At 69.4% G+C, this 14,775-nt stretch carries 18 protein-coding genes; 6 read left to right on the top strand and 12 right to left on the bottom strand.

The genetic code is table 11. From position 1 onward, the window contains the following. Window positions 1-23: 23 nt before the first annotated feature. The 6 genes from AAID08_RS22530 to AAID08_RS22505 form a co-directional block, all read right to left on the bottom strand. Window positions 24-968, bottom strand: coding sequence for a phosphate acetyltransferase (locus tag AAID08_RS22530; RefSeq protein ID WP_054501009.1), 945 nt, complete (start codon window positions 966-968; stop codon window positions 24-26). Continuing rightward, window positions 965-3,367, bottom strand: a complete 2,403-nt coding sequence (locus AAID08_RS22525) for a DUF3141 domain-containing protein (protein WP_269874457.1) — start codon at window positions 3,365-3,367, stop codon at window positions 965-967. The genes AAID08_RS22530 and AAID08_RS22525 overlap by 4 nt, the downstream gene beginning before the upstream one ends. Before the next feature lie 185 nt (window positions 3,368-3,552). After that, the gene (locus AAID08_RS22520) at window positions 3,553-3,954 is read right to left on the bottom strand and encodes a VOC family protein (RefSeq protein ID WP_054501011.1); all 402 of its coding nucleotides are present in this window, start codon (window positions 3,952-3,954) and stop codon (window positions 3,553-3,555) included. Between the two features lie 19 nt (window positions 3,955-3,973). Next, a complete protein-coding gene (gene yfcF, locus AAID08_RS22515) occupies window positions 3,974-4,609 on the bottom strand; it encodes a glutathione transferase (RefSeq protein ID WP_116792896.1) in 636 nt (211 codons plus the stop codon). An 85-nt stretch (window positions 4,610-4,694) separates the two neighbouring features. Beyond that, complete coding sequence (locus AAID08_RS22510) at window positions 4,695-5,024, bottom strand: DHCW motif cupin fold protein (protein WP_054501013.1); 330 nt, start codon at window positions 5,022-5,024, stop codon at window positions 4,695-4,697. A gap of 53 nt (window positions 5,025-5,077) precedes the next feature. After that, complete coding sequence (locus AAID08_RS22505) at window positions 5,078-5,563, bottom strand: GNAT family N-acetyltransferase (RefSeq protein WP_054501236.1); 486 nt, start codon at window positions 5,561-5,563, stop codon at window positions 5,078-5,080. A 189-nt stretch (window positions 5,564-5,752) separates the two neighbouring features. Between AAID08_RS22505 and AAID08_RS22500 the strand changes: the two genes are divergently transcribed. The 3 genes from AAID08_RS22500 (at window position 5,753) to AAID08_RS22490 (ending at window position 7,772) form a co-directional block, all read left to right on the top strand. Next, window positions 5,753-6,700 (top strand): DnaJ C-terminal domain-containing protein, encoded by a 948-nt coding sequence (locus AAID08_RS22500; RefSeq protein ID WP_054501014.1) that lies wholly within the window; start codon window positions 5,753-5,755, stop codon window positions 6,698-6,700. A 2-nt stretch (window positions 6,701-6,702) separates the two neighbouring features. Continuing rightward, a complete protein-coding gene (locus AAID08_RS22495) occupies window positions 6,703-7,020 on the top strand; it encodes a chaperone modulator CbpM (protein WP_064528244.1) in 318 nt (105 codons plus the stop codon). A gap of 137 nt (window positions 7,021-7,157) precedes the next feature. Next, window positions 7,158-7,772 carry a glutathione S-transferase family protein gene (locus tag AAID08_RS22490; protein WP_144655338.1) on the top strand — a complete coding sequence of 205 codons (615 nt, stop codon included), beginning with the start codon at window positions 7,158-7,160 and terminating at the stop codon, window positions 7,770-7,772. On the opposite strand, the gene AAID08_RS22485 is transcribed toward AAID08_RS22490, so the two are convergent. From AAID08_RS22485 to AAID08_RS22470, 4 genes are all read right to left on the bottom strand, one after another. Continuing rightward, window positions 7,773-8,423 carry a DsbA family protein gene (locus AAID08_RS22485; protein ID WP_064528250.1) on the bottom strand — a complete coding sequence of 217 codons (651 nt, stop codon included), beginning with the start codon at window positions 8,421-8,423 and terminating at the stop codon, window positions 7,773-7,775. Window positions 8,424-8,524: 101 nt separating this feature from the next. Further along, entirely contained in the window at window positions 8,525-10,000 is a 1,476-nt protein-coding gene (locus AAID08_RS22480) for an inorganic phosphate transporter (RefSeq protein WP_054501018.1), read from the bottom strand. Between the two features lie 133 nt (window positions 10,001-10,133). After that, window positions 10,134-10,259, bottom strand: coding sequence for a hypothetical protein (locus AAID08_RS22475; protein ID WP_020926707.1), 126 nt, complete (start codon window positions 10,257-10,259; stop codon window positions 10,134-10,136). Window positions 10,260-10,302: 43 nt separating this feature from the next. Beyond that, window positions 10,303-11,427: a D-alanyl-lipoteichoic acid biosynthesis protein DltD gene (locus tag AAID08_RS22470; RefSeq protein WP_175189424.1), complete on the bottom strand. Its 1,125-nt coding sequence runs from the start codon at window positions 11,425-11,427 to the stop codon at window positions 10,303-10,305. A 279-nt stretch (window positions 11,428-11,706) separates the two neighbouring features. On the opposite strand from AAID08_RS22470, the gene mog reads away from it, so the two are divergent. The 3 genes from mog to AAID08_RS22455 are packed head-to-tail and all read left to right on the top strand — an operon-like array spanning window position 11,707 to window position 13,625. Then, window positions 11,707-12,354, top strand: coding sequence for a molybdopterin adenylyltransferase (mog, locus tag AAID08_RS22465; protein ID WP_054501020.1), 648 nt, complete (start codon window positions 11,707-11,709; stop codon window positions 12,352-12,354). 39 nt (window positions 12,355-12,393) lie between these two features. Then, complete coding sequence (locus AAID08_RS22460; protein ID WP_054501021.1) at window positions 12,394-12,741, top strand: hypothetical protein; 348 nt, start codon at window positions 12,394-12,396, stop codon at window positions 12,739-12,741. Then, window positions 12,741-13,625 (top strand): peptidoglycan DD-metalloendopeptidase family protein, encoded by an 885-nt coding sequence (locus AAID08_RS22455; protein WP_395756907.1) that lies wholly within the window; start codon window positions 12,741-12,743, stop codon window positions 13,623-13,625. The genes AAID08_RS22460 and AAID08_RS22455 overlap by 1 nt, the downstream gene beginning before the upstream one ends. An 88-nt stretch (window positions 13,626-13,713) precedes the next feature. Here the strand turns inward: AAID08_RS22455 and AAID08_RS22450 are convergent, their stop codons facing one another. Together AAID08_RS22450 and infA are read right to left on the bottom strand one after the other, a co-directional pair. Then, a complete protein-coding gene (locus tag AAID08_RS22450; protein WP_054501023.1) occupies window positions 13,714-14,028 on the bottom strand; it encodes a hypothetical protein in 315 nt (104 codons plus the stop codon). Window positions 14,029-14,202: 174 nt separating this feature from the next. Next, window positions 14,203-14,469 carry a translation initiation factor IF-1 gene (gene infA, locus AAID08_RS22445; protein ID WP_054501024.1) on the bottom strand — a complete coding sequence of 89 codons (267 nt, stop codon included), beginning with the start codon at window positions 14,467-14,469 and terminating at the stop codon, window positions 14,203-14,205. Window positions 14,470-14,775 lie beyond the last annotated feature (306 nt).

The following is a 14,775-nucleotide window of genomic DNA, read 5'->3' as shown; positions in this document are numbered from 1 at the left end:
CATTCACGGCCTGTCGGCCGGCCCTAGGCCAGCGGACGCGCCTGCTGCGTGGCCAGGTGGTGCGCGTAGATCGCCGCCACCGCGCACGACGCCAGGCGCGAGCGCGGGCTGTCGGCGCGGCTGGTCAGGATGATGGGCACGCGCGCGCCCAGCACGATGCCTGCGGCCTCGGCGTTGGCCAGGAAGGTCAGGTTCTTGGCCAGCATGTTGCCGGCTTCCAGATCGGGCACCACCAGCACCTGGGCGACGCCCGCCACCAGCGAGCGGATGCCCTTGATGCGGGCGGCATCGGGGCTGATGGCGTTGTCCAGCGCCAACGGGCCGTCCAGCACGCCGCCGGCGATCTGGCCGCGGTCGGCCATCTTGCACAGCGCGGCCGCCTCGATGGTGCTGGGAATGCTGGGCGTGACCTGCTCGACCGCCGACAGGATCGCCACGCGCGGCTCGCCCAGGCCCAGGCCGTGGTGCAGGTCGATCACGTTGCGGATGATGTCGGCCTTGGTTTCCAGGTCCGGAAAGATGTTGATGGCCGCGTCGGTGATGAACAGCGGCTCGGCGTAGGTCGGCACTTCCATGATGAACACATGGCTGATGCGGCGGCCGCTGCGCAGCCCGGTGGCGCGCGCCACCACTTCGTGCATCAGCTCGTCGGTGTGCAGGCTGCCCTTCATCAGCAGCGAGGCCTCGCCGCCGCGCACCAGCGCCACGGCGGTCTCGGCCGCGGCGTGGCTGTGCGGCGCATCGACGATGCGGGCATCGCCCAGGTTCAGCCTGTGCTGCGCGGCCGTGTCGCGGATCTTGTGTTCCGGGCCCACCAGGATGGGTCGCAGCAGGCCCAGGTCGCGCGCTTCCAGCGCGGCCGACAGCGACGGCTCGTCGCAGGGATGGGCGATGGCGCAGGCCGCGGGCGCCAGGGTCTGGGCGCGCGCGATCAGTTTGTCGTAGTGCGTGGAGGTGGGCAGGCTCATTCCGGTTTGGCCTTGGCGGTGGCGGGTTTGCGGACGCGCGCGGGCGCGGCTTCCTTCTTGCGGGCGGCGGCCTTGACCGCGGCCTGCGGCGTGGACTTGGCGGCGGCCGCCGTGGCGGCGCGGCGCGCGCGGGCGGCGGGCGGCGCCGGGGGCGACGGTTGCAGTTTCGCGGTGGCGGCGCGCACGGCCTTGCGCGCGCCCGGCGCCGGCTCATGCTTTTGCGCGCGGCGCGCGGCGGTCTCGAAGATCTGCTCCATCTCGGCCAGGCTGGCGCGCGCGGCGGGACTCAGCGGCTCGGCCGCTTCCAGCACGTGCTTCATCGCTGCCAGCGCCTCGCGGATGGCGGCCGGCGACGAGCCTTCCAGCAGCTTCGGCATCGTCTGCAGCACGGCGGTCGAGTCCAGCCGCATCATCATGGCCTGGTCGCGGGTGATGTCCTTGAATTCCTGCAGCGTCATGGCGTTGCCGGCCTCGGCGCGCATCTTGCGGATCAGCGCGAAGCTGCGCTCGTCCAGGCCACCCTCGGCGCCGGCCACGTACAGCAGCATGCGGATGGCGGCCACGCGCAGGCCGCCTTCCTGCAGCAGCGAGCGCAGTTCGGCGGCGCGCTCTTCCATGAAGCGGCGGTGTTCCGGCGACACGCCGGGGTGGCGGCGCGGCTGGCCGTCCTTGCCGCCCAGGCCGGCCAGGTCCTGCACCAGCGGCGAGCCATAGACGCTCATGAAGGTGCGCTCGTCTGCCGAATCGCGCAGTTCCTGGAAGATGTTCAGGCTGGTCTCGACCAGCTTCGAAAACATCTCCTGGGCCAGCAGGAACGGGTTGTCGGGCGATACGGGCTGCCGATGCTCCCGCACCTGCTCGGCCACCTGCGCGATCGGCGCGATCAGCGGATTGCGGTCGGACACCAGCTCATACGGCAGGCGCAGCGGGTGCAGGCGCTGGCTCCATTCGGCCGATTGCGGCGTCACCAGGGCGCGCACCCACGGCTGCACGAAGCTGCGGTACATGCCCAGGTTGATGTCGGAGATGCGGGCCACGGCGGCAAAGCGCAGGTCGTCGTCTTCCTTGCGCTCGACGATGGCGCGCACGTCGTCCATGCGGCGCTGCTCGAACGACAGCACGTAGTTGCCGTAGGCCAGGTCGGCGTTGGGCGTGTCCGGCGTCTTGTCGGTGATCTCGGCCTGGTAGATGCCGGGCGGCAGCACATCGATCATGTCGATGTTGGAGGTGAATTCCTGGTGTTCCTTGCGCGCCACGCTGCCGGACACGAAGATGCCCAGGTGGCCGATGCTCTCATGCACGGCATAGACGATGGTCTGGTCGTGCGCCAGCACCTCGGCGTCGTCCTGGTACAGGTCCGGGATCCAGCCCAGCGCCTGCGGGGGCGGGGTGATGTTGTCGCCCTTGGAGCAGAACACCACGATCGGCGAGCGGATGTTGCGCAGGTCGATGCGGATGCCGTCGGACGTGACCAGCCCGGCGGTCGACAGGCGGTTGCCGACGAACAGGTTGTCGACGATGTACTGGATTTCCGGCCCGTTCAGGAACACGTGGCCGCCCCACCATTTCTCGAAGCTGAGGTAACGGCCGGCCTCGGTGTCGACCTTGGAGTACAGGTTGTACTGCTTGGACCAGAGCGTGTTGGCGGGGTTGAGGTTCTCGAAGTTCTGCACCAGCCAGGCGCCGTCGAACTTGCCGTCGCCCAGGTCGCTGGTCAGGGCGGTGAGCCAACTGCCGCCGAGCAGGCCGCCGGCGTAGCGCATCGGGTTCATGCCGCGCCAGCCGGCCCAGTAGGACAGCGGCGCGCCGGCGATGATGATGGGGCCGAACAGCTCGGGACGCACGGCGGCGGTCATCATGATCTGCCAGCCGGCCTGGCAGTTGGCCACCACCACCGGCTTGCCCTCGGCGTCGGGATGGCGCGCGATGATCGCTTCCAGGAAATGGGCCTCGGCCTTCATCACGTCTTCGACGGTCTGGGTGGGCACGGGCTGCGGCAGGAAGGTGGCGAAGTAGCAGGGATGGCCGGCGCGCACCGCCACGCCGATCTCGCTCTCGGGCTTGAAGCCGCCGATGCCGGGGCCGTGGCCGGCGCGTGGGTCGACCACCAGGAAGGGGCGCTTGATCGGATCGACCGCCACGCCCTCGGGCGGCTTGATGCGCAGCAGGCCGTAGTTGACCGGGCGCGGCAGTTCGCGGCCGTCCAGCACCAGTTCGTACTCCATGCTGAGCACGTTGGGGGCCCGCTTGGCCATATGCTCGTGGTACTGGTTGCCGCGCTGGCGCATGACGTCGGCGTACAGCACGCCGCGCTGCCAGGCGTCCACGGCGTATTCATAGGCGGCCGTCCAGGGGTTGAAGGACGGGGCGGGGACGCGATCGTTGCCGGATCCGGCCATGGCGATCTCCTATAGGTAGCACCCGGCAGCGGGTGCTACCGGACCGGTTCCTCGAGTGGAACCAGTTGACTTGACCCCCCCATTACACCCGAATGGATGTTGCATCGCAACATGGGGACGGTTGATGCAAGTCAAACGCCCGGAATTATCTGTCCCTTCTTGATTGTCCGGTCCCGTGCCACCCTTCAGGGCGCGTTGTGGCACACGGCTTCGATGCGGTTGCCCGACGGGTCGGACAGGAAGGCGGCGTAGTAATGCGGATGATAGTGCGGCCGTGTCCCCGGCGCGCCCGCGTCGCCTCCGCCATGGGCCAGGCCGGCGGCATGGAAGGCGTCCACCGCGGCGCGGCTGGAGGCCTTGAAGCACCAGTGGCGGCGCGCCGGCGGAGTCGGTGACGCCGCGGGATCGGCCTGGATGCTGACGTAGGTATGGCCGGCGTCGCCGGGGCGGCAGCGCTCGCCGTAGCCGAGGGCGTCGGCATGGTCGTAGACCTTGGCCGCGCCCAGGGCCGCCATGACGGCGTCATAGAACGGCCGGGCGCTATCGAGCCCGGCGACGCTGATGGAGACGTGATCCAGCAATTGCATGGCGGCTCCGGGGCGGGGGTCAGGCGCGCGCCGCCGCGTTGTGTTCCAGCCATTTGCGCACCGAGGGGCGCTGCCACTGGGCCTCGGCATAGTCGCGCAGCGGATCGGGCAGGCCGTCCAGCCACAGGCGGCGCAATGCCACCGCCAGGTCCAGGTCGGCCAGGCACCATTGCTCGAACAGGGTCGACTGGCCCGCGCCGATCAGTGCGCCGGCCACGTGGATCAGTTTGGCCGCGGCCGAATGGCCGGCGTCCGACAGCGGTTCGCCGGCCCGGTCGTGGAAGACCGTTTCGGTGGGGCGTTCCTGGCGCAGGGCGCCCAGGTCACTGCGCAGCCAGGCCTGCAGTTGGCGGGCGCGGGCGCGCTCGCGCGGCTGGGCGGGGTACAGCGCGGTACAGGCGGGCGCCGGATACAGGTCTTCCAGGTACTCCGCGATCGCGGTGGATTCGGTCAGGTTGAAGTCGCCGTGGGTCAGGGCCGGCACGCGCGCGGTCAGGGCGCGGCATTGGTACGGCTGCATGCGCTGTTCGCCCGCGTCGAGGTCAATCATGCGGACCTCGAACGGCAACTGTTTCTCGGTCAGCGCCACATAGGCCGACATGGCGTAGGGGCTGAGGAACTGGGAATCGACGAACAGCGTAAACGGGGCGCCCAAGTGCATCTCCGGTCAGGCGGTGGATAAAAGGGGTCTATGACGCAAAGCGTAACGCAATTGAAATTTCGCGTGTCGCGCCGATGCGTCAGTCGACGATGAAGAGCTTGGCGCCGATGGCAGTGGACGAGCGGTGCGGCTCGGCCTGGTCGGCCACCTGGTAGCTCATGCCGGGGGTCAGCACGAAGGTGCGGCCGTCTTCCAGCTCGGTGTGCAGCTCGCCCTCCAGGCAGAACAGGATGTGGCCCTTGCTGCACCAGTGGTCGGCCAGGTAGCCGGGCGTGTACTCGACCATGCGCACGCGCAGATCGCCGAACTGGCGGGTGCGCCAGTAGGCCTTGCCGGTGTCGCCCGGATGCTCGGTGGGTTCGACCTCGGACCAGTCGGTGGTGCCGAAGGGGATGTTGCTCATCTTCATGTTGGTTCTTCCCTTGGGGTGTGCGTCCGCCACGCCGCGAAAAAGCGCTGTATTCAGGCGGCCAGCTTCTTCTGCCAGAACATGGCGCGGCCGGTGTCCTCGTCCAGCGAGTAGCCTTCGTAGCCCAGCTTGCGGTACAGGCCCTGGGCCACGTCGTTGCCTTCCAGCACTTCCAGCGTGATCTTGCAGCAGCCGAGCTGGCGGGCGCGGTCTTCCAGCGCGGCCAGCAACTGCTTGCCCACGCCCTGGCCCTGGAAGCGCGGCGACACGGCCAGGTCGTGCAGGTTCACCAGCGGACGGCAGGCAAAGGTCGAGAAGCCCTCGAGGTAGATGGCCACGCCGGCGGCCGCGCCGTCGATGCGCGCCAGCAGGGCGCGCGCCGTGGGCCGCTTGGCCAGTTCCGCGATCAGGTTGCGCTGCGCGTACTCGGGCAGGGGCGTGCTGCCGCCCATGGGGCCGCTGGCGTATTCGTTGAGCATGGCCAGCACCTGGCGGCCGTGTTCCGGGTTGTTGAAGTCGACGTCGATGATTTCCAGCACGATCGGTTCCTGTTCATGGGCGGCCCCGCCTTTGGCGGCGGGTGGCGCGACCGTCAATTATGCGCGAAGCCGCGCAACGGGTCGAAGCGCATTGAAAAATCGCGCAATAGCCCCTATCTTCTTTCTGTTCAGGGCCGAATCCGGCGCGAGCCGCCGCCTTTGGCTGCAACCCTCACCATGGGCTGGAAAATGGAGTTCAAGGACTACTACAGCATTCTTGGGGTGGAGCGCGGCGCCTCCGAAGACGAGATCCGGCGCTCCTACCGCAAACTCGCCCGCAAGTATCACCCCGACGTCAGCAAGGAAAGCGACGCCGAGGCCCGCATGCGCGACGTCAACGAAGCCTACGACGTGTTGCGCGACAAGGAAAAGCGCGAGGCCTACGACAACCTCGCCGCCGGCGTCTCGCCCGGGGGCGGCTTCCAGCCGCCGCCAGGCTGGGACGAAGGGTTCGAGTTCCATCGCGGCGCCGCCTCGGGCGAGGAGGCGCAATTCAGCGAGTTCTTCTCGTCGCTGTTCGGCGGCCGCGGCCGCCGCGCGCAGGGCGCGGGGCGCGAGCAGGAATTCCGCGCCCGCGGCGACGACCACCACGCGGCCATCGAGGTCGATCTCGAGGACGCGCTGCAAGGCGCCACCCGCGACATCAGCCTGCGCTCGATGACGGTCGACGACCAGGGCCGCCCGCAGGTGCAGACGCGCACGCTGAGCGTGCGGATCCCGCCGGGCGTGCGCGAGGGCCAGTTCATCCGCCTGGCCGGGCAGGGCATGCCGGGCTATGGCGGCGGCGAGAACGGCGACCTGTACCTGGAGGTGCGCTTCAAGCCCCACGCGCGCTATCGCGTCGAGGGACGCGACCTGTATATGACGCTGCCGGTGGCGCCCTGGGAGGCGGCGTTGGGCGCCAAGGTCAATGCGCCGACCCCGGGCGGCACGGTGGAGGTCTCGATACCCGCCGGTTCGGGCAACGGCCGCAAGCTGCGGCTGCGCGGCCGCGGCATTCCGGGCGACCCGCCCGGCGACCTGTATCTGGTGCTGGAGCTGGCGCTGCCGCCGGCCGACAGCGACGCGGCCAAGGCGGCCTACCGCAAGATGCAGCAAGACCTGCCGTTCAATCCGCGGCGCCACCTGGGGGTCTGATCATGAAAAAAGTCGTCATCAGCAGCGCCACCGTGGTGGGCAAATCGCAACCGCTCAGTGCCGACGATCTGGCGCGAGCCTGCGGCGCCGGGGTCGAATGGGTCGCGCAATTGGTCGAGGTCGGCATCGTCGACGCCAGCGGGTCGCGCCCGGCCGAATGGCGCTTCTACAGCATGGACCTGCAACGCGCGTTGCACGCGCGCCGGCTGGAGCGTGATTTCGGCGCCGGCCTCGATGCCGTGGCGCTGATCCTGGACCTGAGCCAGGAGGTGCGCCGCCTGAAGGCGCAATTGCGCGCGCTGGGCGCGACCGACGCGTAGCGCGGCGGCCCGCCCCGACCGGCTCGCGGGGCGTGGGCCGCATCAGCGACCGGGGCGGTCGGGGACGGTGCTGGCTCCGGCGGGGGCGCCTGCGGCACAATGGCCGCAGGGTCCGCCCCGGATCCAGGAGACAGACCATGTTGACCCTTTATCACGCGCCGCGCTCGCGTTCGTTCCGGATTCTCTGGTTACTGGAAGAGCTTGGCGTGCCCTATGACACCGAGATGGTGTCGATCCGCCGCCGCGACGGATCCGGCCATATCGCTCCCGACTACATCGACATCCACCCGCACGGCAAGGTGCCGGCACTGGTGCACGACGGCGTGCCGGTGTTCGAGACCCCGGCCATCGCGCTGTACCTGACCGACCTCTATCCCGAGGCTGGCCTGGGGCCCGTCGTGGGCGATCGGCAGCGCGGCCCCTACCTGACCTGGCTGGCGTATTCCACCGGCGTGTTCGAGCCGGCGATGACCGAGCGCGCCTTCAAGACGCCGCACCAGAGCGGCACGATGGGCTGGGGCTCGGCCGACGAGGTCGAGCAGGTCGTGACCCGCGTGCTGCAATCGCGCCCGTATTTCCTGGGCGAGCATTTCAGCGCGGTCGACATCGTGCTGGGCGGGACATTGCAGTTCATGATGCAGGTCAAGCTGATTCCCGAGAACCCGGTGTTCTCGGGCTATGCCGAGCGGTTGGCGGCGCGTCCGGCGATGCACCGCGCGCTGCAGCGCGACGGCGACATCGGCGAGCCCTGATTACCCCAGGCGTGCGCGCAGGTCCGCTTGCCACTGTGACGGTCGGCCCAGGTAGCGGCCCGGGTCGAGCACGGTGAAGGCGCCGTCGCGCTCCAGCGCCAGCGTCGGGAAGCCCGAGCCTCGCAGGCGCTCCAGCAGCGCGCGGCTTTGCGCGATGTGGCGATCGGTGGCGTCGCCAACCGTGGCGTCATAGGCGGCCTGGAAGGCCGCGCCATCCAGGCCGATGTCCTCGGCCAGGCGGCGCAGTTCAGCCGGGTCGGCAATGCGGCGGCCTTGGATGTAGTGGGCGCGTTGCAGGCGCTGCAGCATGTCCAGGCCGCGTCGGTCCAGGGCCTGGGCGGCCAGGATGGCGGTGGTGGGCGGGGCCGAGTCGAATACCGCGCCGCTGTCGCGCAGCAGGCCGTCGATGTAGTCCGGACCGAACACCTGGCCGGTCAGGCCCGCGATGCGTTCATCGTGCGGGATGACATAGCGCCGCAGCGCGTCGGTGACCGGCTGGCGGTTGCCGCCGGTCATCATGCCGCCGCCGTGCAGTGCGATGACCAGGCCATCGATGCCGCGGGCGGCCTGCAGCAGTGGCGCGGCGCCGTAGCACCAGCCGCACAGCGGGTCGTAGATGTAATGCAGGGAGGGAAGGGAAGAGGTAGCCATGGCGCCATGGTAGAGGCGCGCGCGCGCCGGACATAGCCCGGCGCGGTAGCCACAGTGTTGCGCCGGCCGTGCAGATGATCCGCGCGGCCGGCGCGCGGGCGTCAGCCCGCGATCTGCACGCCGATCCAGAACAGGCCGGCCGCCAGCAGCATGGAGGCGGGCAGGGTCAGGATCCAGGCCAGCAGGATGTTGCGCACCGTGCCGCCCTGCAGGCCGCTTTTGTTGGCGATCATGGTGCCGGCCACGCCGGACGACAGCACGTGAGTGGTCGACACCGGCAGGCTGAAAACGTTGGCCAGGCCGATGGCGCCGACCGCCGTCAACTGCGCCGACATGCCCTGGGCGTAGGTCATGCCCTGCTTGCCGATTTTCTCGCCCACCGTCAGCACCACGCGGCGCCAGCCGACCATGGTGCCGGCGCCCAGCGCCAGCGCCACCGCCACGATCACCCAGAAGGGCGCGTATTCGGTGGTGGCGGTCAGGTCGGCGCGCAGGCGCTGCAGGTCGGTGCGCTCGCGCGCCGGCAGGCCTTCGATGCGGGCCACCTTCTTGGCGGTGTCGTCCAGGCACAGCAGGTAGCGGCGCACGTCGATGCGCTTGGCCGCCGACAGGTCGGCGTAGTTGCTGACGCCGTGCAGGTCGGCCTGCAGCGCGTCGATGGTGGGCAGGGTCAGTTCGGGATCGCAGCGGAAGGTGCGCGGCAGGTCCGAGGCCGAGCCGGCGCGCTTGAGCGCCAGGAAGTCGCCCAGCATGGCTTCGTTGCGCTGGTAGAACGCGCTCAGGTGGGTGGCCGCGTCGCGCGTGCGCTCGATCTGGTAAGTGGTGCTGTTGGTGTCCAGCACGAAGTTGGCCGGCACGATGCCGATCAGCACCAGCATGATCAGGCCGATGCCTTTCTGGCCATCGTTCGAGCCGTGCACGAAGCTCACGCCCATGGCCGACAGCACCAGCACCAGGCGGTTCCAGAACGGCGGGTGTTTCTTGTTGTCGATGGCGCGGCGCTGCTCGGGCGTCTTGTGCATCTTCGACAGCGGCAGCCAGCGCTTGAGCGCCAGCAGCAGGCCGCCCGCGACCAGGAAGCCGGCCACCGGCGACACTACCAGCGAGGCGCCGATGTCGATCGCCTTGCCCCAGTTCACGCCCTCGGCCAGCGGCAGGTCGGTGATCAGCGCGTTGGCCAGGCCCACGCCCAGGATCGAGCCGATCAGCGTGTGCGAGCTGGAGGCCGGGATGCCGAAATACCAGGTGCCCAGGTTCCAGGCGATGGCCGCGGCCAGCATGGCGAACACCATGGCCAGCCCGCGTCCGGTATCGACGTTGATCAGCAGTTCCACCGGCAGCAGGTGGACGATGGCGTAGGCCACGCCGACGCCGCCCAGCAGCACGCCGAGGAAGTTGAAGATGCCGGAGAGCACCACCGCCAGGTGCGGCGGCATGGCCTTGGTGTAGATGACCGTCGCGACGGCGTTCGCCGTGTCGTGGAAGCCGTTGATGAATTCGAAGGCCAGGACGAACGTCAGGGCCAGTGCAAGGCTGAGGCCAACCCAGAGGTCTAGGCCATGAAAGAGGGTGGGCATGGGGGCGGGCGAGGTTCCGGCGGAGGCCCAGATTATTGCAGATTTGTGACCTGTCCCTGGTTGCTTCAGGCAACTCTCGCCGTTCCCCGGGTCCGGCAAACCGCTCGCGCGCCGTCGCCGTCGGCGCGGCCCGCTAGAACTTCTGGTACTGGAACTCGATCTCCAGGGGCTTGCCCAGGTTGGCCGAGGTGTCGGCCTGGATCATCATGACCGCCAGCAGGCCCAGGTAGAGCAGGCACAGCCACAGGGTTTTTCTCATCGCGCGGTGTCCTTGACGGCGTTCGGCGGGGGGGAGGGCGATTTCATGGGCGGAAGACCTCGGCGATGCGCTGGTTGACCCGCAGCCAGCCCAGTTCGCCCAGGTGCTGCACGTCGCGCAGGGTGCCGATCTCGTAGGGCGCATCGTACATGTCCATGCAGGCCATGGCGTAGCGCGCGCACAGCGCGTCGACCTGACGTTGCACGGGCGTGAAGCGGTCCAGGTCCCTGAAGACCATCGGGTGCAGCGGCTGCATCACGAACAGGGCATTGACGCCGTGGTTGCGCAGCAGCCGCATCAGCGCTTCCAGCTCGCGCAGTTCGTCCTTGCCGGTCAGCGGCTGGGGCTGGAAGGCGGTCTTGCCGCCGGCCGCGACCGTTTGCAGGTATTTGTCGAAGAAATCGTCGCGCACGGCGTAGCGGTTGCGCGTCATCTGCGCCTGTTCGGCTTCCTGGGCCTCGCGCGCCAGGGCGTCCCAGTCCACCACCCGGGCCGCCGCCGTCGGGCCGGCGGCTTCCTGCTCGGGCGCGGGGGCGGCGTGCGCGGGCGTCCACAGTCCGATCAGCCGCTGGCGGAAGACGTAGGCCTGCTCGGCCGCCATCGACCACGCCACCCGGGCGTCGCCCTTGTCGCGCAGCCAGCGCGCCACCTGTTCGCGGCCCTCGGGCTGGCGCAGCAGGCGCGGCAGCAGGGGATTGGCATGCTCGCGGAATTCATCCGGGCCCAGCCCGCCGTCGCCGTCGAACCAACCCGGCGACACCATGATGACGACGCGCGAGGCGGACGACAGGTCGTCGGCCAGCGCCGCCAGCACCAGTTGCATGCCCAGCGACTGGAAGCCGGAATGGCCGTAGGCCATGACCGGCATGCGCAGCTCGTCGGCCAGGAAGCGGTAGGGCACGAAGCGCAGGTCGGTGCTGGTCAACTCGGACGACCCCAGCACCACCAGCCGGTCGCCGGTGCGCAGCGCCTGGCTCAGCCGCGACAGGTTGCGGGTCTGGTCTTCCAGGGTGTTGCCGAGGTTATGGATGTAGACCCCGGTCGCCGCTTCGGCGCACGGGCCGGTGCGCAGGGCCAGCCAGTGCCAGGCGCCCCAGCCCGCGGCCAGCGCCACCGACAAGGCCAGCGCCGCCGCCAGCGCATGCTGCCCGAGGGTGCGTGTGAACATGAGGAACCAGGAAGGCGCGGCGCGCGGATCGGGGTGAAAGAGAGGATTGTGAGCGGATGTTATCCAGCCCCCATGACCGAGACAAGGGCGCAAACCCGCGGGTGCCCGCGGATTCCCCTTTTTGCCACAGGGGGACCGGCGCCCCCGGCCGGCCGCCGGGCGGAGAATGCGATAGCATCCCTGTCTGGCGGGGTCCTGGATTTCCAGGATTGACCGCGCCCCGGCCCGCCGGCGGCGCCCGTGCCCCGCGCCTTCCGTCCACCCCACGCCCGATCGCCCATGACCGCCCCTACCCGTATCGCCCGCCGCCATCCCGACGAACTGATCATCGGCCTGGTGTCGATTTCCGACCGCGCGTCGGCCGGCGCCTACCAGGACGAGGGCCTGCCGTCCCTGCGCGCCTGGCTGGGCGGCGCGCTGGCCTCGCCGTGGCAGGCGGTGGACCGGCTGATCCCCGACGAGGCGGCCCGCATCTCCGAGACGCTGATCGAGCTGGTCGACACCTGCGGCTGCGATCTGGTCCTGACCACCGGCGGCACCGGTCCGGCGCGGCGCGACGTCACGCCCGAGGCCACGCTGGCGGTCGGCACCAAGGAAATGCCGGGCTTCGGCGAGCAGATGCGCCAGATCAGCCTGCGCTTTGTGCCCACCGCGATCCTGTCGCGGCAGGTCGCCGTGGTCCGTGAACGGCCGGCGCATGCCGCCCTGATCGTGAACCTGCCGGGCCAGCCCAAGGCGATCCGCGAGACCCTCGAGGGCCTGAAGGCCGACGATGGCTCGACGCTGGTGCCGGGCATCTTCGCCGCCATTCCCTATTGCATCGACCTGATCGGCGGGCCCTATGCCGAGACCCGTCCCGAGGTCATCGCCGCATTCCGCCCCAAGTCGGCGCGCCGCCCGCAGCCGTCGCCGGACGCTGCGGTATAGTTGGCCGCCTCTTTCCATTCCTTGCCAGAGAGTCCCGATATGAAGGTCCGTACCGCCTTGTCCCTCACCGCCGTCGTGCTCGCCGTGTCCGCCTGCGCCAACGTCAAAGACGTCCGCGACCGCGATCCGGTGTTCTACGGCTCGACCCCGCGCACGGCCGAGGACTACACCAACTGCGTTGCCGCGGCATGGAAGGACCAGGGCGTGCGCTTCGAGCGCAAGGCGGTGCGCAACGGCTTCGAGCTGATCCAGTCGGACAGCCTGGGCGTCGAGGCGGTGCTGACCACCACCACCTGGAAGGGCAAGACCGAGGCGCGCCTGTCGACCCGCATCGCGCGGCGCGACCAGACCCTGATCGAACCCGCCAACCTGTGCCTGCAACAGTGATGCCGCGACGCCGAGACATGCTGCGGCTGGGCCTGGCCGCGGCCGCGGTGGGCCTGGCCCTGCCGGTGCGCGCCAAGCAAGCGCCGGCCGCGCAGCAGGGCGGCTTCATCAGCCGCAAGCTCAATGCGCCGGTGCCGGGCGGCGTCGCCGTGCTGGCGCTGGGCGACGCGGCGACGGCGCCCGAGGTCACCTACCGCGACCGCCGCGTGCTGGTGGTGCGCGAAGATGGCAAGCAGTGGATCGCCGTGGTCGGCATCCCGCTGGCGGTCAAGCCGGGTCCCCAGGAAATCTCCGTGCGCGACGGCGCCGGCACGCGCCAACTGCCGTTCACCGTGCGCGCCAAGGAATACGTGGCGCAGCACATCACGCTGAAGAATCCGCGCCAGGTCAATCCCGATCCTGAAGACATGAAGCGCATCGAGCGCGAGATGACCGAGCAGAGCGCCGCCAATCGCGCCTATCGCTCCGGCGTCACGCCCAGCAACCTGCTGCTGGACCGTCCGGTCAGCGGCGGCCGCCTGTCCAGTCCGTTCGGCCTGCGCCGCTTCTTCAACGGCGAGGAACGCAATCCGCACTCCGGCCTGGATTTCGCCGTGCCGGCTGGCACGCCGATCAAGGCGCCGGCCGCCGGCGTGGTGTCGTTGGTGGGGGATTATTTCTTCAACGGCAAGACCGTCTTCCTGGACCATGGCCAGGGCTTGGTCAGCATGTTCTGCCACATGTCGGCCATTGACGTGAAGGTCGGCGATGTCGTGCCGCGCGGCGGGGTGGTCGGCAAGGTCGGCGCGACCGGCCGGGCGACGGGCCCCCACTTGCATTGGAACGTCAGCCTGAACGATGCGCGGGTCGACCCCGCGATCTTCATCGGCGCCTTCAAGCCCTGACCCGGCTCGGATCCGTCGGCGCGGCAAGGCCGCGCCGGGCGCGGGCGCCGCTTGAAACCCGGAAGACCTGGGAAAGGGCCGGCCGCCCTCAGGCGGTGGCCGCCTGCGGCGCGGCCGCGTCCTGCGCTTGTTGCAGGGAGATGCGGTGCAGGATGTACTGATGCATGCGCTCGGCGTACATCATCTTGTCCAGCATGCCGTGCAACTGCACTTCCTGTTCATCCAGGCAGTTGTCGTATTTGGTCTTGGCCTCGGCATAGGTCAGGCCGGTGTTGCGCAGGCTGTTGATGAACGATTCCCGCGATTGATGCAGCAGGCGCAGGCCTTCTTCCCCCTTGGCGAATCGTCTTCGCGCCAGGGAGAGCTGGTCGGCCGCTTCTTTCAATTCCTGTGTCAGATCCATCTTGCTGCTTCATGCGTGTTCCGCCGGGCCTGGCGCCGGGGGAGCGCCATTCTTTCACGAACCGGGGTCTTGCGCATTACTACGGCAGGGCGTGCGCGAGTTTAAGGTCACGGGGCAACCCGCGGGGGCGCGCCCGCCGTGGCGGCAGGCCGGCGCGAACGCCGGCCCCGCGGCTCAGCGGCGGTGGTGCTGGGGGCGGCTCGCCGGGGCCGGGCCGCGCTCATCCTTGTGACGGAAGTTGATGCGGCCCTTGGTCAGATCGTACGGCGACATTTCCAGCGTGACGCGGTCGCCGGCCAGGATGCGGATGCGGTGCTTGCGGATGCGGCCGGAGGCGTAGGCGCCCACTTCGATGCCGTTGTCCAGGGTGACGCGGTAGCGGCTATCGGGCAGCACTTCGTCGACGATGCCGTCCAGTTCGATGAGTTCTTCTTTAGCCATTCTCTACTCCTTGATCAATACGCGCCGCCATGCCGTCGGCATGGCGCGCCACCCGGGGATGGCGAGCGCGTCGGACTCTGTTGGCCAGGTCCAGCGGTTGAACGTAAAACGTCCGGGCAAGCGCGGGTATGGGCCACGGCATCCCAAGCGGATGTCTGAAATGACGGATACTCGCGCCGCGAGGGCAGGGTGCGCGTGATGCGCAGCTTGGTCGCGGGTCGGCGCTTGTGGCGCGTCGCCGGAAGAAGCGGGTTGGAGTGTCTGCTGCGATGCCGGGCGACGCGGGTCGCGCCACGGGGCAAGGGC

The organism is Achromobacter sp. EB05 (genome assembly GCF_044232075.1).
In the GTDB taxonomy this organism is placed as follows: Bacteria; Pseudomonadota; Gammaproteobacteria; order Burkholderiales; family Burkholderiaceae_B; genus Achromobacter; species Achromobacter dolens.
The sequence above is the reverse complement of the archived record's forward strand: the minus strand, read 5'-3'. Positions and strand labels throughout refer to the sequence as shown.